Here is a 21,266-nt window from a genome sequence, read left to right on the forward strand (position 1 = left end):
GTGTAATTCCCGCTATCTCCAGCGGGTGGTCATCAGGAACCCGATGAAGGCGATGCCGAAGCCGATGACGAGGTTCCACGCGCCGATGCCTGGGATCGGGAAGGCCATGTTGCTCAAGTAGAAGACCAGCACCCAGACGAGGCCCAGGAGCATGAAGCCGATCATCACCGGCTTGAACCACACCGGATTGGGTGCGACATCCGCTTCGCTGCGTTCGATTTGCTCGTCACCCTTGTCAGATCGTGCCATGCCGCCATTCTACTGCCAGGCTCCGTACGGGCGTGCTCGGTAGACTCGCCCTGTGGATGGGCGAACCGCTGCCTCCCCGGAGGCGCCTCTCGGACGGGCCCGTCGGCGCACGTCCGTCACCGGCGTGCTCGGTGAACTCCTCATCACGCTGGGGATCGTCGTGCTGCTCTACGTCGGCTGGCAGCTCTGGATCGGCGACATGATCTACGGCGCGCAGAACAACGCCGCGGGCCAGGAGCTCTCCGAGGAATGGGATGCATCCGCCGACGAGGTTCCCGTACCGGTACCGGCCACTCCAGACCCGACCGGCTCACCCGACCCGTCCGCGACGACCGCTCCGGAACAGGTGTGGGAGCCGATCGTGCTCGACCAGCCGGGCAACACCGAGGTGTTCGGGATCATGCGGATCCCGCGGTTCGGCGCCGAGTACGCCACCATGATCGCCGGGGGCGTGACACGCGCCGGCACCCTCGACCACATCGGCATCGGACACTACCCGGACACGGAGATGCCCGGTCAGGTCGGCAACGTCGCCCTGGCGGCACACCGAACGACATTCGGAGCGCCGTTCGCCCGCCTCGCCGAGCTGCATGTCGGCGACGCGGTCGTCATCGAGACGCCCGTCGGGTGGTACACCTACCGGTTCCGCAACCTCGAGTACGTGCAGCCCTCGGAGATCGACGTGCTCGAGGACGTGCCGCAGGCGCCGGGGACCCCGGCGGACGGGCGCTACCTGACGATGACGAGCTGTTCGCCCAAGTTCTCGCTGGCCGAGCGCATCGTGGGCTACAGCATCTTCGAGTCGTTCCGGCCTCGGGCCGAGGGACCGCCCACGTCGCTGACGGACGCGGCAGTCTGATGTACGGGGCGCTGTGGCGGGTGCTGCCGGGCCCGTGGTGGGTACGGGTTCTCATCCTGCTGATCCTTGCCGTCGCCATCCTCTACGCCCTCTTCTTCTTCGTCTTCCCCTTTGTGAGCCAGATCGTGAATCCGCAGGAGGTGACCGTCGAGTGACGGTCGCAGGGTGTGCCCCCGGCGGGATCTCGCGTTCGCAGGAGACGACAGGCGGGACATGAGTACGCGGGTGCTGGTCGTCGACAACCACGACAGCTTCGTGCACACCCTGGTCGGCTACGTGGAACAGCTCGGCGCCGAGGTGCACCTCATCGAGGCCGACGAGATCAGCGACCCGGCGCGCGCGATCCAGGGGTACGACGGCGTGCTGGTCTCGCCGGGGCCGGGTGCTCCCGCGGATGCCGGGGCGTCCATCGCCGTCGTCCGTGCGTCCGCCGAGTCGCGGATGCCGCTGCTCGGCGTCTGCCTCGGTCACCAGGCGATCGCCGAGGCATTCGGCGCCACCGTCGGGCACGCACCGGAGCTCATGCACGGCATGACATCGCTCGTCCATCACGACGGCTCGCCGCTCTACGACGGGCTCCCTGACCCGTTCACCGCGACGCGATACCACTCGCTGGCCATCGAGCCGGAAACCCTTCAGAGGGAACTGGTCGTCACCAGCCGCACCGACGGTGGGGTCATCATGGGCATCGCCCACCGCTCGCTGCCGATCTGGGGAGTTCAGTTCCACCCGGAGTCGGTGCTCACCGATGGGGGCTACCGGCTGCTCGCGAACTGGCTGTCTGCGGTCGGGATGCCGGGTGCCGTGCTGGCTTCGTCGGCGCTGCACCCGCTGCCTACGGCGCCGGAATCGTCAGCGGCCGAAGCTCGGGAGCGATCGAGCTAGGACCCGGAGCAGTAGGTGAGGGTGATGGTGGCGTGCACGGTCGCCTCTCCCGGCGGGATGGACTGGGCGACGACGATAGCGGGGTCGGACGCCGCGCAGGAAGGATCTTCGAGGGGCTCGACGAACAGCTGGGAATCCTCGGCCTCGAGCGCCCGCGTAGCCGCCTCCACAGTGAACCCCCGGTAGTCGAGGAGCACCACGCGGCCCGTGGCGAGCACGAGATTCACGGGCGTCGCACGATCGACCTCGTCGCCGGACTCGGGATCGGATGAGATCACGGTGCCCGCAGCCAGGGCAGGATCGTTGCGCTGGGTGATGGCGCCGATGGACAGGCCTGCAGCGGTGATCGCGGCACGTGCCGGTTCTTCGAGCAGTCCCTCGAGGGGCGGAACCACGCTCGTTTCGGGGCCCCGGGACACGTAGAGCGTCACCCTCTGGCCGGGGGACACAGATGCCCCGACTTCGGGCTCGCTGCGGATGACGTCGCCGAGGGCGACATCGTTGCTCGCCTCTTCGGCGCGATACGCGACCAGGTCCTCGGCCTCGAGCGCCTCGTTCGCCTCCTCGTACGTCATCCCGGTCACATCGGGAATGATGCGAGCGTTGGTGGGCACCTCCGAGGCCGGTCGGATCGTGACGGCCCAGAAGAGCACCGAGATGAGCAGAACCGCGAGCACGGCCACGCCCGCCCAGATCCACGCGACCGGCGGACCGCTCTGCGTGCGGGTCATCGTCGTGTCGGTGGTGAGCTGGCGGAGCGAACGGGCGGTTTCCGCCGCCTGGCGGGGGTTGGGTCCGTAGAGCTCGCTGGTGAGGGAGCCGAGCTGGCGCTTGGAAGGCGCCTTGCCATCGACGGCGCCATCCACCGCCTCGCGGAACGAGGCGGCGTCCTGGTATCGATGGAACGGATCCTTCGCCAGGGCGCGCAGCACGACCGCGTCCAAGGCGCGCGGAACGGTCGCGATGACCTCCGACGGCGGGACCGGTGTCTCGCTGACGTGCTGGTAGGCGACGGCCACGGGCGAGTCCCCGCGGAACGGGGTGCGACCCGTCAGCAGTTCGTAGAGCACCACCCCTGTCGAGTAGAGGTCGGCCCGGGCATCCACCGACTCGCCCTTCGCCTGCTCGGGCGAGAAGTATGCCGCGGTGCCGATGATCGAGGTCGTCTCCGCCACGGTCGACGAGGAGTCCGAGACGGCGCGGGCGATGCCGAAGTCCATCACCTTCACCTGGCCGGAGTCCGTCACCATGACGTTGCCCGGCTTGATGTCGCGGTGCACCACACCGGCGCGGTGGGAGTACTCCAGCGCCTCGAGGATGCCGTCGACATATCGAACGGCGTCCGTCACCGGCACCGGGCCCGCCGCGATGATGTCCTTGAGCAGGGCACCGTGCACGAGTTCCATCACGATGTACGGAGCGGGGTGGGTGCCGGAGGCGTCGGTGACGGTGTCTTCTCCGGCGTCGAAGACGCGCACGATCGTGGGATTGGCCATGCGCGAGGCAGCCTGTGCCTCGAGCCGGAAACGCGTGCGGAAGGCGTTGTCGTTCGCCAGGTCTCGACGGAGGATCTTGATGGCGACGCTGCGGCCCAGCGTGATGTCATATCCGCGGTAGACGCTGGCCATGCCGCCGCGTCCGATGAGTTCGTCGATGCGATACCTGCCCGAAAGGACGCGCGGTTCGCTCGACACGGATCGACTCCCAGGGTGGTGAAACAAGCTTCGAGCCTAGCCTAGGCGGACACGGCGAACACTCCCCGTCACTCGCCGCCCTCCTCCCCCTCGTCGGTCCCGGCGTCGGTGATCAGCACATCCATGGGTGGGGACGGATCGGACTCGCGCGGACCGCCGTTGCACGTGGCGGTATAAATGGCGGTCACGTTCTGCCCGACCGCGTCCTGGCTCACCACGATGTTGGCCTGCCGCACGTCCGGCGGGAAGACCTGCTCGTCCGGCTGATTCTCCGTGAACGTGGCGTTCGTCAGCGCGACGGTGTATTGGCTCAGGGTTCCTGTACCGGATGGGCAAGTGAAGTTCTGCCAGTTCAGTCGTGCAGTCGAGCCTGCGGGGATCGGAGGCGTAACAGGATTACCGTCGGTCGTCGTCAGGGTCGGCGCGCTCTGCGGACCGCCGATGGCGACGACGGGGCCGTACACCGTCACCGTCACCTCGGTGCCCTCGGCGAGCCTTCCGCGGGGCTGGAAGTCGTAGACGAGACCAACCTGGTCGTCGCTCGTGGCGGCGTTGCCCGTCGCGCACTGTGCGACAAGTTCGGCATCGACGAGAATCGAGCGTGCCTCGTCACAGGTCTTCCCTGTCAGCGCGAGTGCGTCCACATCGACCCGCGTGTCCACGGGCGTCTGCGACGCCGTCGCGCTGGGAGTGGGTGGCAGCGACGGTGGGGAGCTCGATGTGGACGGAGCCGCCTCGGGCGTCTGATTGGTCAGCACCGCCCAGAGCGTTCCGCCGAGCACGAGCAGCAGCAGCACGATGAGGGCGATCAGGGGCCAGGTCCACGGGCTGCGCTTGCGTTTCACCGGTTCTTCGACCGGCACGGCCGCCGTCGAGGGGAGCAGACGCGTCGCGTCCTCGCCCGCCGCGCCGAGCAGCTGCGTGGCGTCGTCGCCGACCACTCCGGTCGCGATCGCCGGCACGGCCGCAGCGGCGGCCGCGACGTCTCCGCGCCGCAGAGCGCTGGCCGCACGGGCGACGGCCGCGGCGGAGGCCGGCCGGTCCTCGGGCTTCTTGGCGATCATCGCCATGACCAGGTTCTGCACCGGGACGGCGACCGTCGGGGGCAGCGGTGGCGGCTGCTCGTTGATCTGGGCCATGGCGATCGCCACCTGCGACTCGCCCGTGAAGGGGCGCTTGCCGGCGAGGCACTCGTAGGCCACGATGCCGAGCGAGTAGGTGTCGGTGGCCGGCGACGCGGCGTGACCGGAGGCCTGCTCCGGCGAGAGGTACTGCACGGTGCCCATGACCTGACCGGTGGCGGTCAGTGGCACCTGGTCGGCGATGCGGGCGATGCCGAAGTCGGTGATCTTCACGCGCCCATCGGGCGTGATCAGCAGGTTTCCCGGCTTGATGTCGCGGTGCACGAGACCGGCGGCGTGCGCGGCCTGGAGCGCGGCGGAGGTCTGCGCGACGATGTCGAGGGTCTTGTCGGCGCCGAGCGCTCCGTCGCGCTCGATGATCGTCGACAGGGCCTCGCCCGGTACGAGCTCCATGACAAGGAACGCGCTGCCGTTCTCCTCGCCGTAGTCGAACACGCTGGCGATGCCCTCGTGATTGACGAGAGCGGCGTGACGAGCCTCGGCGCGGAAGCGCTCGAGGAACCCGGGATCGCCCATGTACTCGTCCTTGAGGATCTTGATGGCGACCGTGCGGCCGATGACGTGGTCTGTGGCCTCCCACACCTCGCCCATGCCGCCGATCGCGATCCGAGAGATCAGTTCGTAGCGGCCGCCGAAAGACACACCCTGTGTTGGCCTCATCTGTTCAGCACCGCCTCCATGACCTTCTTCGCGATCGGAGCCGCGATGGTGTCACCGCTGCCCGACTGCCCTTGACCGCCGCCGTTCTCAACCACGACCGCGACGGCTACCTGCGGGTTGTCAGCGGGGGCGAACCCCGTGAACCACAAGGTATATGGTTCGCGTTCGCCGTTCTCCGCCGTGCCCGTCTTTCCGGCCACATCGACTCCTTCTATTCTTGCACCCGAGGCCGCGCCGTCACTGACATTGCGCACCATGAGGGCGACCATCTCCCGGGCGATCTCGGCGTCCAGCGCCCGCCCGAACTCCGTGTCGTCGAACGTCTGCTGCACCGCGAGATCGGGTCCGATGACGCGGTCCACCATCCGGGGATTCATCACCACGCCCTCGTTGGCGATCCCCGCCGAGACCATCGCCATTTGCAGGGGCGTGGCGATCACCTGCCCCTGACCGAAGCCCGTCAGGGCGGTCTGCGCGTCATCCAGCGCCCGCGGGTACTCCGACGGCGTCGAGACAAGGGGCGATTCGAACGAGTCGTTGAAGCCGAACGACTCGGCCATCTCGAGGATCGCCCGGTCTCCCAGCTGGACGGCGAGCTCCGCGAACGGGATGTTGCAGCTCAGCCGCAGCGCCTCGGCGATTGTGACTTCCGCGCCGGGACCGCACGTGCCGCCCCACGCGTTCTGCACGGTGCTCGATGACTGCGGGAGCTGGTAGATCGCGGGGTTGGGCAGGGTCGACTGCGGCGTCCATTCCCCCGAGGCGAACGCCGTCGCGGCCGTGACCAGCTTGAACGTGGATCCGGGCGGGTTGAGGTTGCCGGCGATCGCGCGGTTGGACAGCGGATCTCCGGGGTCGGCGTCCAGCGCGTCGTAGGCGGCGAGGGCGTCCGTCGTGTTGTGCGTCGCGAGCAGGTTGGTGTCGTAGCTCGGCGATGTCGCCATCGCCAGAATGCGGCCGGTCGCCGGTTCGATGGCGAGCACGGCGCCCTCAAGACCCTGCAGGGCGTCGTATGCGGCGCGCTGCGCGTCCGCGTCGAGCGTGAGCAGCACGTTCGAGCCCCGCGGCGGCTGCCCGGACACGATGCGTTCGATGCGGGAGAGGAACTGCGACCCGTCGGTGCCCGAGAGCTCGGGGTTCATCGCCTGTTCGATGCCGGTAGCAGAACCCAGCGCCGGATTGATGTATCCCGTGACGGGAGCCCACATGCCGGCATCCGTATAGACCCTCTGGAAGGAGTAGACGTCCTGGGATGGAACGGAGGTCGCGATGGCGACGCCGCCGACGATGATCGAGCCCCGCTGCACCTCGTAGCTGTCGTAGAGCGCGCGGGTGTTACGGGGGTGCTCGGACAGCGTCTCCGCCTGGACGACCTGTATCCAGCTCGTCGATCCGAAGAGGGCGAGGAACATCACGAGCATGACGATGCTCAGCCGCCGGAGTTCTTTGGTCACTCGGCACCTCCCTGGGGGAGCAGGATTCGCACGGGGCTCATCCGATCACCACCCTCGGCTGGCGGCGAACGCCGTCGGAGATGCGCAGCAGAAGCGCGACGATGAGCCAGTTCGCGATCAGCGACGACCCGCCCGCGGTGAGGAACGGCGTCGTCAGGCCGGTCAGCGGGATCAGACGCGTGACGCCGCCCACCATGATGAACACCTGCAGGGCGATCGTGAACGAGAGCCCCGTCGCCAGCAGCTTGCCGAAGTCGTCCTGGCCGGCGAGGCCGATGCGCATCCCTCGGCTCGCGAACACCATGTAGAGGCAGAGGATCGCGAACACTCCGACGAGCCCGAGCTCCTCGCCGAGGCTCGCCAAGATGTAGTCGCTCTGCGACAGCGGCGTGAGGTAGGGACGGCCCTGACCGAGGCCGGTGCCGATCAGCCCGCCCTGCGCGAGGCCGAAGATGCCCTGTACGAGCTGATAGCTGCCGCCGCCCCTGTCGATGATCTCGGGGTTGAAGGCATCGAGCCAGTTCGCGAAGCGCCCGCCGACGTAGCTCAGCACCTGGGATGCGAGCAGGGCGCCGGCCACGGCGAGCCCGACACCGATGACGACCCAGCTGGTCTTGCCCGTCGCGACGTAGAGCATCGCCACGAACATGCCGAAGATCAGCAGCCCGGTGCCGAGGTCGCGCTGCAGCACGATGATGCCCAGGGAGATCAGCCAGATCACGAGCAGCGGCCCGAACTCGCGTGCGCGCGGCCACGTCATCCCGAGGAAGCGCGTGCCGGTCGACGCGAGGCTCTCGCGCGTTCGCACCAGGTAGCCGGCGAAGAAGATCGCGAGCAGGATCTTCGCGAGCTCGCCCGGCTGGAAAGAGAAAACCCCGGCGATCGTCACCCAGACATCGGCACCGGCGTCGTCCACACCGAGACCCGGGATGAAGGGAAGAAGCAGCAGGAGGATGCCGGCGAGGCCGGACACGTAGGTGTAGCGGAACAGCACCCGGTAGTTGCGGAGGAAGAACACCACCGCGCTCGCCCCCACGACCGCGATCGCCGTCCACGCGAGCTGCTTGGTCGAATAGGCCTCCCAGCCCTGCAGGTCGACCGCGATGTCGATGCGGTAGATCATCGCTATGCCGAGGCCCGTGAGCAGCGTGGCGATCGGCACGACGAACGGATCGGCATCCGCGGCACGCAGACGCAGCAGGATGTGCAGGGCGAACACCAGTACGGTGAGGCCGCCGCCGTAGAACAGGAACGTCCACTCGATCTCACGCAGCGCGCCGAGCTGCACCAGCGCCATCGCCGCGGCATTGATGGCGCACGCGAAGATCAGCAGGCCCAGTTCGCGGTTGCGCTGGGTCTGCGGCAGGCGCATCTTGCGGAGCGCCCGCAGAACCGTCGTGTCGGCCGAGAGGTCGGATGTCGCCGTCATCCGGTCTGCTCCGCGGTCTCGCGCAGGCGCTCGATGATCGCTTCCGCGTTCGCGAGGGATCGTGCGCTGATCGTCTCCTCCACGGTGCTCCGTTCGAAGGAGGGGAGGTCATCGAGCAGGATGCCGGTGTCTTCGTAGGGCGTGGACAGCGAGATCGGACCGATTCCCTGCTGGATGCCGCGGAACACCACGACGGTGTCGTCATCGGCGCCGACGTAGAACAGGGTCTGCGTCCAGTTGTAGGCGCCGAGGACGGCGGCGGCGAGCAGACCGAGCACGACGACGAGGCCGATGATCCAGCCGACGCGGCGTCGGCGGGCGCGGCGGCGATCCTCCTCGATCAGCTCTTCGAGGAACTCGGCGGCCGGCTCGAAATGCGTCGGCTCGTTGGCCGCCTGGCGGTTCGGGTGCAGCCAGCCGCTGCGTCCGGAGCGTGCGGCGGGCACGGCCACCCCGAGCGGATTGGATGCCGATCCGACGATCGTCGGCGTGCCCGACACGAGGGGATGCTGCCCGCCGACGTCGACGATGACGATGGTGACGTTGTCGGGCGCCCCGCCGTCGAGCGCCTGCTTGAGCAGGTTGTCGGCCGTCCGCCCCGGCGCGATCCCCATGCCGAGGGCTTTGGCGGTGTGGGCGTCGTCCACGACCCCCGACAGGCCGTCGGAGCACAGCATCCATCTGTCGCCGTCCTGCGTCGGCATGATGAAGGTGTCGACCTCGGGGTCGGAGGACATGTCGCCGAGCACGCGCATCAGCACCGAGCGCCGCGGGTGGTACCGCGCCTCCTCCTCGGTGATGCGGCCGGACTCCACGAGTCGCTGGACGAAGGTGTGGTCGGTGGTGATCTGCGTGAGCTGGTCGTCGCGGTAGAGGTAGATGCGCGAGTCGCCGATGTGGGCGATCACGGCGTAGCCGTCGACCATCACGAGCGCGCTGACAGTGGTGCCCATGCCGGCCAGTTCCGGGCGCTCGCGCACCATCTCGATCAGGTCGGCAGCGGCATCCGCTATCGCGTGCTGCAGCTCCCGCTCGGCCTCGGCGGTGGATGAGTACGTCCGGTCCAGGCTCTCCAGCCGCGTGACGGCGAGGCTCGACGCGACATCGCCGCCGGCATGGCCGCCCATGCCGTCGGCCACGACGAACAGGTTCGAGCCGGCGTAGCCCGAATCCTGGTTGTTGGAGCGCACCTTCCCGGTGTGGGAGATGGCGGCGCTGGAGCCCTCGAAGACCATGGCTCCTTTACTTCCGCAGCTCGAACGTCGTCGCGCCGACCTTGATCGGCGCGCCGACCAGGATGGGCGTGGGAGTCGAGACGCGCTGACCGTTGTGCCAGGTGCCGTTCGTGGAGTCGAGGTCCTGGATCATCCACTGGTCGCCCCACAGCACGAGCCGGGCGTGGTGACTGGACGTGTAGTCGTCGCGGATGACGAGCCCCGATTCGCTCGAGCGCCCGATCGTCAGCGGCTCGGAGCCGATCGGCAGCTCGAGGCCGGCCTTCGGCCCCGAGGTGATGACGATGCGGGAGACGGCGTCTCGCGTCGCCTTGCCACCCGGGCGGGATGTCTGAGCAACGGGTTTCGCGGCGACGGCCGCCGTGGCGGCCTGGGAGGCGGAGGGCGCCCCCCGAGGAGAAGCGGGAGTGGCGGCGGGGGCCGGGGCGGCCGCCGCCGCCTCGGGAAGCTTGCGCACCTTGACGCCGAACAGGTCGGCTCGTAGGGAGTAGACGACCGCGAAGACGAAGAACCAGAGCAGGAGGAGGAAGCCGATGCGCAGGAGCAGGAGGGTCAGTTCGCTCACGGCGCGAGGCCCCCGTCCCGCACGTCGTAGGCACGCGTCGCATCCGCCGGTGGCATCGGCGGACGAGGCGGCGTGCTCTGCGCGACCACGCGGAACACGATCTCCGTGCGCCCGATGCGCACGGTCGATTCGGGAGTGAGGGCGGCTTCATCGACCTTGCGGCCGTCGAGGAACGACCCGTTGGTCGACCCGAGGTCGCGCACCATGGCGCGCCGGCCGTCCCAGAGGATCTCGACGTGCTTGCGGCTGGTGCCGGGGTCGGCGATCGTGATGTCGGCATCGCTGCCGCGGCCAATCACCGTGCGGGACTTCGTGAGCGGATGCCGCTTACCGTCGATGTCGACGACCGCCCGCCAGGACACCTGACCGGCCGCCGTGCCGGAGTCCACGCCGATGGTCCCCGTCGGCACGCTGTCGTCGCGTCGGATCGTGATCGAGACGGGACCGGCGAAGCTGTAGCCCTGCGCCTTGGCGTGCTTCTGCACCAGCGTGTCGAGCTCCTCGACGAGCGTGGCGCCGAGCGAGCTCATCTTCTCGTCGTCGGCGGGCGAGAGCCGCACCGTCAGCGAGTTCGGCGCCAGGATGCGGTCGCGGCTCACGACGGCGGCCTTGGTGTCGAGTTCACGGCGCAGAGCGGACGCTATTTCGACCGGTTGGATGCCACTGCGGAAGGTCTTGGCGAACGCGCTGTTCACGGCACGCTCGAGACCCTTCTCGAAGCTGTCAAGTAGTCCCACACGACTCCTCAGGCAGGCAGGCAGGTATCGACATCGTAGTTGCACAGCCTGTGGGGCCGCAGAACGGTGTGCACCACAGTCGTTCGCCGGCGCACGACGGGCTGGCTCCGTACGGCGTGATATCCTCGGGAGGTTGATGCGGGCGAGAAGCCGCCTGCGTCGCGAACTGCGCGAGTGGCGGAATAGGCAGACGCGCTGGCTTCAGGTGCCAGTGTCCGAAAGGACGTGGGGGTTCAACTCCCCCCTCGCGCACAGTGTGATGTCTCAGGACATCGCGGACGGATGAACCCCCGGTTTTGGGGGTTTATCCGTTTTTGCGTTGGTAGCCGTGGGTGGGGTTGCGACTCTTCCGGCTCCGGTGAGGATCCGCCAGACGCTGGCTCGCGAGGTCGTGATGCCCTCACGGGTGAGCATCTCCGTGATCGTATCGGCGCCGGCATCCAGCCCGTCGGCGACGAGCTCGTCGCGCAGGACAATGATCCGAGACCGGACGGTCTCTGGGGTGCGGTTCGGACTCGAGCGGGGCCGTCTGGACTGCGGTTCGAACGCGCCGTCGCCCTCAGCCAGCCAGCGACGATGCAACTTGTGCACGAGCGACTTGGACACCCCATAGCGGGCAGCGACCTGCCGATAGGACAGTCCCTGGACAGTGACGGCTTTGATGAGCACCTCGTACTTGGCCACCGTCCACGATGTCCCGAGACATCCCCCCAGCACCGCTGGACCCGTTCACGATGTCCCGAGACATGCGTCCACGATGTCCTGAAACCAGACACCCCCTCGCGCACAGTTCTGTGAAGGGGTCCCGAAAGTGGCCCCTTCACTCGTTTTCCGGGTATGCCGGACGCAGGGCCGGCTCGCAGAGACGGTGAAGCGACGACCGAGCGCGACCGCGACACGATGTTTGCGCTCACAGGACCGTTTGGCGGCTCATTCATGACGAACTCGACTGGGCATTGTGAACGCTAACAGTTAGCGCTAACATTTCGACGCGGCCAGTGTTGACCGCCCGGCACCAAGAGCAGCACTCAACAGCACGCGGCCCCGCCGGACTTGGACAAGGAGGTTCACGAATGAACAAGAAGCTCATTTCCGTTGCGGCGGTCGGTGCCCTGCTGATCGGGCTCGCCGGCTGCGCGAGCGGCGGGGCAGGCGCCGGTGGCGGCGCCGAGACCGACGGCGGCTCGGGCCCCAAGCCGATCGAAGACCTCGTGGTCGGCTTCGCCCAGGTCGGCGCGGAGAGTGGATGGCGCACCGCCAACACCACCGACATCCAGTCGGCGTTCGAAGAGGCGGGCATCGAGCTCAAGTTCTCGGATGCGCAGCAGAAGCAGGAGAACCAGATCAAGGCGATCCGCTCCTACATCCAGCAGCAGGTCGACTACATCGCCTTCTCGCCGGTCGTGGAGAGCGGGTGGGACGCGGTGCTCAACGAGGCCAAGGCCGCCGGCATCCCCGTCATCCTCACCGACCGCGCCGTCGACAGCGCCGACGACTCGCTCTACGAGTCGTTCCTCGGCTCGGACTTCGTCGTCGAGGGCCAGAAGGCCGGCGACTGGGTGGTCGAGGAGTTCGCCGATGCGGACTCCGTCAAGATCATCCAGCTCGAGGGCACCACCGGCTCCGCACCCGCGATCGACCGGGCCGAGGGGTTCGCAGAAGTGATCGGAGAGGATCCGAAGTTCGAGGTCGTCGCGAGCCAGACAGGTGACTTCACCCGCGCAGGCGGCAAGCAGGTCATGGAAGCGCTGCTCAAGTCGAACCCCGACGTCGATCTCGTGTACGCCCACAACGACGACATGGGCCTGGGCGCCATCGAGGCGATCGAGGCGGCCGGCCTGGTACCGGGGCAGGACATCAAGATCGTCACGATCGACGCGGTCAAGGACGGCATGCAGGCCCTCGCCGACGGCAAGATCAACTTCATCGTGGAGTGCTCGCCGCTGCTCGGTGCGCAGCTCGTCGACATCATCAAGACGCTGAACGAAGGCGGCTCCGTCGACAAGCGGATCATCACGGAAGAGACGACCTTCACCCAGGAGCAGGCTGTCGAGGCCCTCCCCGACCGCCAGTACTGAGCGACAGCCCCATACTGAGCGACAGCGCCGCATCCGCGGGCGCGGTGGGTGCGTGCCCGAGGGCGCGCACCCACCCCTACGCTCGACACGCCGGGGATGCCACCACATCCGCGCGAACGCCCTGCCCATAACGACGAAGAGGTCACCATGACTGCGCCATCACCCCTCGTGGAGATGACCGGGATCACCATCTCCTTTCCGGGAGTGAAAGCGCTCGAGGGCGTCGACTTCCGGATGTTCCCCGGCGAGGTCCACTCGCTGATGGGCGAGAACGGCGCCGGCAAGTCCACTCTCATCAAGGCCCTGACCGGCGTGTACTCCTGCGATGAGGGCACCATCACCGTGGACGGCACGCAGGTGTCGTTCCACGGCCCTGCTCAGGCTCAGGACGCCGGCATCAGCACCGTGTATCAGGAGGTCAACCTCCTGCCCAACCTCTCGGTCGCCGAGAACATCATGCTCGGCCGCGAGCCGCGCCGATTCGGCTCGATCGACGGACGGGCCATGCGGCTGCGAGCGACCGAGCTGCTGAGCGGCATGGGCCTGGACATCGACCCCGGATCGCTGCTGGGCGATCACTCGCTGGCCATTCAGCAGCTCGTCGCGATCGCCCGGGCCACCAACATCGACGCGCGCGTGCTGATCCTCGATGAGCCGACCTCCAGCCTCGACGCCGAGGAGGTCGCCGAACTGTTCCGCGTCATCCGCTCCCTCAAGGAGAGCGGCGTCGCCATTCTCTTCGTCTCGCACTTCCTCGACCAGGTGTACGAGATCGCCGACCGGCTGACGGTGCTGCGCAACGGGCGCCTCGTCGGCGAGTACCGCACCGAGCAGCTGCTGCGCATCGACCTGGTGCAGAAGATGATCGGCAAGGAGATCGCCACCCTCGAGGATCTCGAGCAGCGCGTGCGGGAATCCAACGCCGACGAGGACGACGCCTCGGTGTACCTGCGGGCGAAGGATGTCGGCCGCAAGGGTGCTGTCGAGCCTTTCGATCTGGTCATCCACGAGGGCGAGGTCGTCGGATTCGCCGGGCTGCTCGGCTCAGGGCGCACCGAGGTGGCCCGCCTGCTGGGCGGCATAGACCGCGCCGACAGCGGCCAGCTGAGCTTCGCCGGCGAGCGCAAGCGCCTGCGCACACCCCGGCAGGCCCTTGCCCGGCGGGTCGCGTTCTCGTCGGAGAACCGCCGCGCCGAAGGGGTGGTCGATGAGCTCACCGTGCGGGACAACATCGTGCTGGCGCTGCAGGCGGATCGCGGGTGGTTCCGGCCCATCCCGAAGCGACGCCAGGAGGAGCTCGCGCAGAGCTACATCCAGGCACTGAACATCAAGCCGGCCAACCCGAACGCGCTGCTGCGCAACCTCTCCGGCGGCAACCAGCAGAAGGTGCTGCTCGCCCGATGGCTGGCGATCGCACCGCGGCTTCTGATCCTCGACGAGCCGACGCGCGGCATCGACATCGGCGCGAAGGCCGAGATCCAGAAGCTCGTCTTCAGCCTCGCCGAGAACGGGATGTCGGTCGTGTACATCTCGGCCGAACTCGAGGAGGTGCTGCGCGTCAGCCACCGCATCGCCGTGATGCGCGATCGCCGCATGGTCGCCGACCTTCCCAACGAGAACCTCACCGTCGACACGCTCCTCGCGCTCATCGCCGAGGGCTCCGACGAGGATGACCTGACGGGAGACGTGGCATGAGCGCCCTCGCCGCACGCATGGTGGCAAGCCGCCTCTTCTGGCCCGTGGTGATGCTGCTGGTGCTGTTCACGATCAACGTGATCGCCTTTCCGGGCTTCTTCACCGTCTCGATCCGCGACGGCAACCTCTACGGCAGCCTCATCGACATCCTCCGCAACGGTGCTCCGACGCTGATCGTCGCCGTGGGCATGACTCTGGTGATCGCCACCCGCGGCATCGACCTGTCGGTCGGCGCGGTGTGCGCGATCTCGGGGGCGGTGGCCTGCAGCATCCTGCTCGGCTCACCCGATCCGAGCAACCCGGCCACGGTGGCCGTCGCGATCGCGACCGCCCTCGTCATCTCGCTCGTGCTCGGGCTGTGGAACGGCCTGCTGATCGCCGTCGTCGGCATCCAGCCGATCATCGCCACGCTGATCCTGATGACGGCCGGTCGTGGCATCGCCATGCTCATCACGGAGGGCCAGATCCTCACCGTCGACAGCCCTCCGTTCAAGGCGCTCGGCTCCGGCTTCTGGGGCGGGATCCCGATCGCCGTGATCATCGCCGCCGTCATCTTCGCCGTCGCGGCCGTTCTCACCCGCCGCACCGCCCTCGGGATGCTGATCGAGTCGGTCGGCATCAACCCGGAGGCGAGCCGGCAGGCGGGCGTGCGTGCCCGCGGCCTGCTCTTCGCCGTGTACACCTTCTCCGCGTTCTGCGCCGGCATCGCGGGGCTCATCCTCACCGCGAACACGACGGCCGCCGACGCCAACAGCACGGGACTGTTCATCGAGCTCGACGCGATCCTCGCGGTTGTGATCGGCGGCACCTCCCTCGCGGGCGGCCGATACTCGCTCGCCGGCACGCTCATCGGGGCCCTGGTCATCCAGACGCTGGTGACGACCGTCTACACGGTCGGCATCCCGCCGATCGCGACGATGGTCTTCAAGGCCGCGGTGGTGACGGCCGTGTGCCTGCTGCAGTCGCCCACGACGAACGACGCGCTGGCCTCGTTCCGACGAAGGCTCGCGGCACGAGCCGGAAAGGCTCCGGTGACCTCATGATCACGGCGACCCTCGTGAACTCGGTGGCCTCATGACCACGACGACATCATCGCCCCAGGCGCCCGCGCCCGTCCGCCCGGTCGCCTCGCCCACGCGCCGCTGGACCAGAGCCGTGCGCCGCACGCTGCTGAGTCCCAAGTACGGACCGGTGACGGTCACCGCCGTCCTCTTCACCGCCGTCTTCGTCGCGGGCGGTCTGCGCTACACGGGCTTCTTCTCGGGCCAGGTGCTGCTCAACCTGTTCGTCGACAACGCCTACCTCATCGTGCTCGCCGTCGGCATGACCTTCGTCATCCTGACGGGCGGCATCGACCTCAGCGTGGGGGCGGTGGTCGCCTTGAGCACGATGATCGTCGCGAGCCTGCTGCAGGCCGGCTGGGCGCCGGCCGTCGTCATCCCGCTCATCCTCGTGCTGACCAGCACGCTGGGTCTTCTCGTCGGGCTGATGATCCACGTCTTCAAGGTGCAGCCGTTCATCGCCACGCTCGCGGCGATGTTCCTCGCGCGCGGGCTCTGTTACGTCATCAGCCAGAGCTCGATCTCGATCACCGACCCCGCGTTCATCGCCCTCGCCACGACGCGCATCCCACTCGGTGGAACACTGTCCATCACGGCGAGCGTGATCATCGCGATCCTCGTGGTGGCCGTCGCGGTGTGGGTGCTGCACAAGACCAGGTTCGGCCGCACCGTGTACGCGATCGGCGGCAGCGAGCAGAGCGGAATGCTGATGGGCCTTCCCGTCTCGCGCACCAAGGTGCTCGTCTATGTGATCAGCGGCTTCTGCTCGGGGCTTGCGGGCGTGCTCTTCACCTTCTACACGCTGTCCGGCTACCCGCTCACCGCGATCGGCACGGAACTCGACGCCATCGCCGCCGTGGTGATCGGCGGCACACTGCTGACCGGCGGCTACGGCTTCGTGCTGGGCTCGGTGCTGGGCGTGCTCGTGCTGGGCCTCATCCAGACGATCATCACCTTCGAGGGCACGCTGTCGTCGTGGTGGACCAAGATCTTCATCGGAGGGCTGCTGCTGGTCTTCATCATCCTGCAGCGCGCGCTGACCGCCAGGCGCAGGTGAAGGGCATGCCACTCGGGATAATGGGGTGACGGTCGCGCAGGGGCGCGCCCTAGGGGGGCCGGCGGACCAGGTGAGCACAGGCGGAGAGCGGACGCGCGTCGCGACGATCTTCGACGTGGCACGCCTCGCCGGCGTGTCGCACCAGACCGTCTCCCGCGTGCTCAACGACCTGCCGAACGTGCGGCCGGCGACCCGGCAGCGGGTGGAGCAGGCCATCCGGCAGCTGCGCTACGTGCCTTCGCAGGCCGCTCGCGCACTCGTCACGCGGCGCTCGCGGACCATCGGCCTCGTCTCGACGGGCCTCCCGGACTTCGGGCCGTCGAGCGTCGTGCTGCACCTCGGTGAGGCGGCGAGCGACGCAAAGTACGCGGTGATCACGGTCAGTCCCGCCGACCGCGAGGCCGCCAGCCTGCGCTCGGCCGCCGAGATGCTGATCCGCCAGAACGTCGAGGCGATCGTGCTCGTGGCCGCCGAGCGCTCGACGTTCGACGCCTTCGACGGGTGGGAACTGGGCGTTCCGCTGGTCGTCGTCGCCTCCGAGGAGCGGGGACGCGCCCATCGCGTGACCCTCGACCAGTACGAGGGCGCGCGGATCGCGGTCGGCCACCTGCTCGAACTGGGGCACCGCGACATCCGTCACATCGCCGGCCCGCCGGGTTCGATGGATGCGGAGGAGCGGATGCGGGGCTGGCGCGACCGGCTGACGGAAGAGGGACTGCCCGTGCCGGACCCGCGCTTCGGCGACTGGTCGCCGGAATCCGGCTACCAGATCGGCAAGGCGCTCCTGGCCGCCGGGCGCCCGGAGGCGATCTTCGTCTCGAACGATCAGATGGCCCTCGGCCTCTACCACGCGCTCGACGAGGCATCCCTGCGTGTGCCGGACGACGTCAGCGTCGTAGGATTCGACGACATCCCGGAGGCCGGTCACTTCCGACCGCCGTTGACCACGATGCGCCAGGATTTCGAGGCGCTGGGAAGAGACGCCATGAGCGCAGTGCTCGTGATGCTGCAGGATGAAGAGTCGGATGCGCCCGTTCCCTCGCGCGTCCCCGAGCTGATTGTGCGATCCAGCACCAGAAAGGCATGACACCGTGACGATCCCCCTCTCCGGCACCCAGCACACCATCCGCTCCGGCGACTACTCCGCCGTCATCGCGAGCGTCGGCGCCACGCTGCGCAGCCTGCGCCACCACGAGCGCGACCTCGTGGTGCCCTTCGAGGCCGACGAGGTGCGCCCCGCCTCCCGGGGCCTGACGCTCGCACCCTGGCCGAACCGCATCGCCGACGGCCGCTACTCCTTCGGCGGCACGGACTACCAGCTGCCCCTCAGCGAGCCGGCGCGGCACAACGCCATCCACGGTCTGGCCGGCTGGCTCGACTTCGAGGCGATCGACAAGTCGCCGGATGCCGTGACCCTCTCGGCCGTGATCCAGGCCCAGACGGCGTACCCCTTCCCCGTGCGCGTCGACGTGTCGTTCGCGCTCGACGCCAGGGGCCTCACACAGACGGTGACGGCGACCAACGTCGGGAGTGTCCCGGCACCATACGGCACCGGACCCCACCCCTACCTGGTCGCCGGTCCCGGCAAGGTGGATGACTGGCTGCTCGAGCACCCCGCCGACGAGGTGCTCACCGTCACACCCGACCGGCTGCTGCCGGTGGCGGTCGAGCCCGTCGATTCGCACCCCGACTTCGACTTCCGCACACGCGCGCAGATCGGCTCGGTCGAGATCGACCACGCCTTCACGGGGCTGCGGCGCTCGCCGGATGGCCGCGCCACCGTGCGGGTTCTGGCGGCCGACGGTTCCGGCGTCGAGATGTCGTGGGGCGCGGCGTGCACCTGGGTGCAGATCCACACGGCGGATCGCCCGGGAAACCCCGGCAACCGCATCGGCCTCGCCGTCGAGCCGATGACGTGCCCGCCGGATGCCTTCAACTCGGGCACCGACCTCATCGTGCTCGAGCCCGGTGTCGCGCACGCGGCATCCTGGACCATCTCCGCGGTGACCGCGGCGTAGACTCCGGGCCATGTCGTTCGAGGTGGCGGCGACGGCCTACGACCGGTTCATGGGGCGGTTCTCGAGACCGCTCGGCGGTGCTTTCGTGGAGTGGGCGTTCACGGGTGCGGATGCCGCAGTCTCGGCGCTCGACGTGGGCTGTGGTCCCGGTGCGCTGACCGAGGTGCTCGCCGCGCGCCTGGGCGCGGCATCCGTCACGGCCGTCGATCCGTCCCCGCAGTTCGTCGCGGCGGCTCGAGAGCGGATGCCGGGCGTGCGGGTCCTGGAGGCGTCCGCCGAAGCGCTGGCGTTCGAGGACGGCTCCTTCGAGGCGGCCTTCGCCCAGCTCGTCGTCCACTTCATGTCCGATCCCGCGGCGGGGATCGGCGAGATGCGCCGCGTGACACGGCCGGGCGGCGTGGTGGCGGCGAACGTCTGGGACTTCCAGAATCAACGGGCGCCGCAGTCCCTGTTCTTCCGCGCCCTGCGGGACGTGATGCCGGATGTCGACGACGAGGTGACCCGGGCGGGAGCCCGGCGCGGGGATCTCGCCGCCCTGTTGACCGGGGCCGGATGCGCGGGCGTCGAGCAGTCCGAGCTGTCGGTCTCCGTCGAGTTCGCGTCATTCGCGGACTGGTGGGAGCCGTACACGCTCGGAGTGGGCCCGGCGGGCGCGCAGCTCGCTCGCCTCGACGCGCAGACACGGGAGGCGGTGCGCCGCCGCTGCGCGGAGCTGCTGCCGGACGGCCCGTTCCGCATCGACGCGGTCGCGTGGGCGGCGAAGGGCACGGCCTGACGTCTTCACGTCTTCAGGGCTGCTCGCGGCTCACTGGGCGCGTCTGCGCGCCCGGGCGTGCGGGAGCTCGTGCATGTGCCGGTGGTGCGCGTCGGGATAGTGCTCGTGCGTGTGGGTGAGCCGCTCGTGACCGTGTTCGTGGGTGTGCCATGTTCCTGCGGCGACGGGTTCGTCATGCTCGTGCCGATGATGCTCATCGTGCGTGTGCCAGTGCTCGTGCACCTGGGCGTCGTGCGTGTGCGCGTGCCCGTGCCGCTCGGTGAGATGCAGCCAGACTCCGAGCGCCATGAGAAGTCCCGCGGCCAGGAGCTGCCAGGTCACCGGCTCACCGAGAAGGATGGCGAGCAGCGCGCCGAAGAACGGCGCGACCGAGAAGTATGCGCCCGCCCGGGCGGTTCCTACATGTCTCATCCCCACGATGAAGAGGGCGAGGCTGACGCCGTACGCGAAGAACCCGACGATCATCGCGGCCGCGAGGCTTCCCGTTCCTGGCAGCGAGGCGCCGAGGGCGAACGCCAGAACCAGGTTCACCGGACCCGCGACCAGCCCCTTGACCGCGGCGAGCCACGTGGCGTCGTTCAGCGCGATCATGCGGGTGAGGTTGTTGTCCAGTCCCCAGCAGAGGCATGCGCCGAGCACCGCCAGCGCCGGCCAAGCGCTGCCGAGCTCGGCGCCTTCGGGGATGCTGATCAGAACCGCTCCGGCGACGATGGCCAGCATGCCCAGGGCGACGCGGCGATCGACGTTCTCGCGGAAGACGAACCATGCCAGCACTGCGGTGAACACGCCCTCCGCATTCAGCAGGAGCGACGCGCCGGAGGCCGGCATGTTCGAGAGTCCGACCATCAGCAGCACCGGGGCGACGACGCCGCCGGTGAGGACGGCACCGGCGAGCGGCAGCAGCTCCCCTCGACCCAGGCGCACGCGCGGCGCGCGGCGGACCAGTCGGAGAAGCCCCAGGCCGACGCCCGAGCCGCAGTAGAGCAGCCCGGCAAGCAGCCAGGGGCTGATGTCGCCGAGCAGGAGCTTCGCGAACGGGGTTCCGGCACCGAAGAGCAGCGCGGATACGAGCGCGGCCTGGACGCCGCGGTTCTTCAGAGCAGCCCCCAGCATCCACTCATTCTCCCACCGCGATCCGCGACCGCGGGAGACGCGGTCCGCCGACCGGGGGCCCGGGCGGGCTACTCCAGCACGGGCACGAGGGTGAAGACGATCTCCTCGATCTCGCGCCCGAGGCTCGGGGCGTACGCCCAGTCCCGCGAAACCTCGGTGAAGCTCAGCCTGCGAAGCACGGCCTGAGCCGCGAGGTTGTGGGCGGCCACCCGGGCGAACAGCGGCCGCACGGCCTCCCGGGAGACGAGCAGCCGCACGGCGCCGGTCGCGACGCCTCGTCCCCACGCGTGCCGTGCGATCCAGAACGTGACCTCGCGGTCGCCATCGACGGTGAAGGTGGCGGCCGTGCCGGCGAACCCGCCGCGCTCGGTGATGGTGAACATCGACACATCCGGTGAGGTCCTGTGCCGCGTCATCCACTCGTCGAAGGCGCCGCGGTCATCCGGATCGTCCGCCGTGAACGCGGCCAGCTCGACCGCCTCGCGGTCGCGCATCATCTCGAAGATCGCGTCGACGTCATCGTCGTCGACGGCTCTCAGTTCGACGTGGCCCACCATCGC

At 68.7% G+C, this 21,266-nt stretch carries 21 protein-coding genes and 1 tRNA gene; 11 read left to right on the forward strand and 11 right to left on the reverse strand.

Annotated elements, in window-relative coordinates; genetic code table 11:
- Nucleotides 1-12 precede the first annotated feature (12 nt).
- Nucleotides 13-249, reverse strand: a complete 237-nt coding sequence (locus ACPW96_RS13920) for a cell division protein CrgA (protein ID WP_425822213.1) — start codon at nucleotides 247-249, stop codon at nucleotides 13-15.
- 52 nt (nucleotides 250-301) lie between these two features.
- On the opposite strand from ACPW96_RS13920, the gene ACPW96_RS13925 reads away from it, so the two are divergent.
- Genes ACPW96_RS13925 through ACPW96_RS13935 form a run of 3 tightly spaced genes read left to right on the forward strand, consistent with a single transcriptional unit; the run spans nucleotide 302 to nucleotide 1,993 of the window.
- Complete coding sequence (locus ACPW96_RS13925) at nucleotides 302-1,108, forward strand: class E sortase (protein WP_425883790.1); 807 nt, start codon at nucleotides 302-304, stop codon at nucleotides 1,106-1,108.
- Nucleotides 1,108-1,263, forward strand: coding sequence for a hypothetical protein (locus tag ACPW96_RS13930; RefSeq protein WP_425822209.1), 156 nt, complete (start codon nucleotides 1,108-1,110; stop codon nucleotides 1,261-1,263). Before ACPW96_RS13925 ends, ACPW96_RS13930 begins: the two co-directional genes overlap by 1 nt.
- A gap of 58 nt (nucleotides 1,264-1,321) precedes the next feature.
- The gene (locus ACPW96_RS13935; RefSeq protein ID WP_425883791.1) at nucleotides 1,322-1,993 is read left to right on the forward strand and encodes an anthranilate synthase component II; all 672 of its coding nucleotides are present in this window, start codon (nucleotides 1,322-1,324) and stop codon (nucleotides 1,991-1,993) included.
- Here ACPW96_RS13935 and pknB read toward each other — a convergent pair.
- The 7 genes from pknB to ACPW96_RS13970 form a co-directional block, all read right to left on the reverse strand.
- Nucleotides 1,990-3,687 carry a Stk1 family PASTA domain-containing Ser/Thr kinase gene (gene pknB / locus ACPW96_RS13940; RefSeq protein ID WP_425883792.1) on the reverse strand — a complete coding sequence of 566 codons (1,698 nt, stop codon included), beginning with the start codon at nucleotides 3,685-3,687 and terminating at the stop codon, nucleotides 1,990-1,992. The genes ACPW96_RS13935 and pknB overlap by 4 nt on opposite strands.
- Nucleotides 3,688-3,755: 68 nt before the next feature.
- Nucleotides 3,756-5,489, reverse strand: a complete 1,734-nt coding sequence (locus tag ACPW96_RS13945; protein ID WP_425883794.1) for a serine/threonine protein kinase — start codon at nucleotides 5,487-5,489, stop codon at nucleotides 3,756-3,758.
- Nucleotides 5,486-6,943, reverse strand: a complete 1,458-nt coding sequence (locus ACPW96_RS13950) for a peptidoglycan D,D-transpeptidase FtsI family protein (protein ID WP_425883796.1) — start codon at nucleotides 6,941-6,943, stop codon at nucleotides 5,486-5,488. The genes ACPW96_RS13945 and ACPW96_RS13950 overlap by 4 nt, the downstream gene beginning before the upstream one ends.
- A 37-nt stretch (nucleotides 6,944-6,980) precedes the next feature.
- On the reverse strand, nucleotides 6,981-8,372 hold the full coding sequence (locus ACPW96_RS13955; RefSeq protein WP_425883798.1) for an FtsW/RodA/SpoVE family cell cycle protein: 1,392 nt from the start codon (nucleotides 8,370-8,372) through the stop codon (nucleotides 6,981-6,983).
- Entirely contained in the window at nucleotides 8,369-9,607 is a 1,239-nt protein-coding gene (locus ACPW96_RS13960; protein WP_425822197.1) for a Stp1/IreP family PP2C-type Ser/Thr phosphatase, read from the reverse strand. The genes ACPW96_RS13955 and ACPW96_RS13960 overlap by 4 nt, the downstream gene beginning before the upstream one ends.
- A 7-nt stretch (nucleotides 9,608-9,614) precedes the next feature.
- Nucleotides 9,615-10,172, reverse strand: coding sequence for an FHA domain-containing protein FhaB/FipA (locus ACPW96_RS13965; protein WP_425822195.1), 558 nt, complete (start codon nucleotides 10,170-10,172; stop codon nucleotides 9,615-9,617).
- Nucleotides 10,169-10,909, reverse strand: a complete 741-nt coding sequence (locus ACPW96_RS13970) for an FhaA domain-containing protein (RefSeq protein WP_425822193.1) — start codon at nucleotides 10,907-10,909, stop codon at nucleotides 10,169-10,171. The genes ACPW96_RS13965 and ACPW96_RS13970 overlap by 4 nt, the downstream gene beginning before the upstream one ends.
- 168 nt (nucleotides 10,910-11,077) lie before the next feature.
- Here ACPW96_RS13970 and ACPW96_RS13975 point away from each other — a divergent pair.
- Nucleotides 11,078-11,161: transfer RNA gene (locus ACPW96_RS13975), tRNA-Leu, on the forward strand.
- Between the two features lie 12 nt (nucleotides 11,162-11,173).
- On the opposite strand, the gene ACPW96_RS13980 is transcribed toward ACPW96_RS13975, so the two are convergent.
- Nucleotides 11,174-11,593, reverse strand: coding sequence for a helix-turn-helix domain-containing protein (locus ACPW96_RS13980; protein WP_425883800.1), 420 nt, complete (start codon nucleotides 11,591-11,593; stop codon nucleotides 11,174-11,176).
- Between the two features lie 389 nt (nucleotides 11,594-11,982).
- Between ACPW96_RS13980 and ACPW96_RS13985 the strand changes: the two genes are divergently transcribed.
- The 7 genes from ACPW96_RS13985 to ACPW96_RS14015 all read left to right on the forward strand — a co-directional run bounded on the left by ACPW96_RS13985 (nucleotide 11,983) and on the right by ACPW96_RS14015 (nucleotide 19,593).
- Nucleotides 11,983-12,987, forward strand: coding sequence for an ABC transporter substrate-binding protein (locus ACPW96_RS13985; protein WP_425883802.1), 1,005 nt, complete (start codon nucleotides 11,983-11,985; stop codon nucleotides 12,985-12,987).
- 147 nt (nucleotides 12,988-13,134) lie between these two features.
- Nucleotides 13,135-14,682: a sugar ABC transporter ATP-binding protein gene (locus ACPW96_RS13990; protein WP_425822189.1), complete on the forward strand. Its 1,548-nt coding sequence runs from the start codon at nucleotides 13,135-13,137 to the stop codon at nucleotides 14,680-14,682.
- Nucleotides 14,679-15,725, forward strand: coding sequence for an ABC transporter permease (locus ACPW96_RS13995; RefSeq protein ID WP_425883804.1), 1,047 nt, complete (start codon nucleotides 14,679-14,681; stop codon nucleotides 15,723-15,725). Before ACPW96_RS13990 ends, ACPW96_RS13995 begins: the two co-directional genes overlap by 4 nt.
- Before the next feature lie 31 nt (nucleotides 15,726-15,756).
- Nucleotides 15,757-16,800, forward strand: coding sequence for a galactofuranose ABC transporter, permease protein YjfF (gene yjfF / locus ACPW96_RS14000; protein WP_425883806.1), 1,044 nt, complete (start codon nucleotides 15,757-15,759; stop codon nucleotides 16,798-16,800).
- Nucleotides 16,801-16,870: 70 nt separating this feature from the next.
- Nucleotides 16,871-17,887 carry a LacI family DNA-binding transcriptional regulator gene (locus ACPW96_RS14005; RefSeq protein WP_425883808.1) on the forward strand — a complete coding sequence of 339 codons (1,017 nt, stop codon included), beginning with the start codon at nucleotides 16,871-16,873 and terminating at the stop codon, nucleotides 17,885-17,887.
- Between the two features lie 4 nt (nucleotides 17,888-17,891).
- Nucleotides 17,892-18,818: an aldose 1-epimerase family protein gene (locus tag ACPW96_RS14010; RefSeq protein WP_425822181.1), complete on the forward strand. Its 927-nt coding sequence runs from the start codon at nucleotides 17,892-17,894 to the stop codon at nucleotides 18,816-18,818.
- Between the two features lie 10 nt (nucleotides 18,819-18,828).
- The gene (locus tag ACPW96_RS14015; RefSeq protein ID WP_425883810.1) at nucleotides 18,829-19,593 is read left to right on the forward strand and encodes a class I SAM-dependent methyltransferase; all 765 of its coding nucleotides are present in this window, start codon (nucleotides 18,829-18,831) and stop codon (nucleotides 19,591-19,593) included.
- 30 nt (nucleotides 19,594-19,623) lie between these two features.
- On the opposite strand, the gene ACPW96_RS14020 is transcribed toward ACPW96_RS14015, so the two are convergent.
- A complete protein-coding gene (locus ACPW96_RS14020) occupies nucleotides 19,624-20,706 on the reverse strand; it encodes a DMT family transporter (protein ID WP_425883812.1) in 1,083 nt (360 codons plus the stop codon).
- A 68-nt stretch (nucleotides 20,707-20,774) separates the two neighbouring features.
- Complete coding sequence (locus ACPW96_RS14025; protein WP_425822175.1) at nucleotides 20,775-21,263, reverse strand: GNAT family N-acetyltransferase; 489 nt, start codon at nucleotides 21,261-21,263, stop codon at nucleotides 20,775-20,777.
- Nucleotides 21,264-21,266 lie beyond the last annotated feature (3 nt).

Source organism: Micromonospora sp. DT81.3, from assembly GCF_049847225.1.
Taxonomy (GTDB): domain Bacteria; phylum Actinomycetota; class Actinomycetes; order Actinomycetales; family Microbacteriaceae; genus Microbacterium.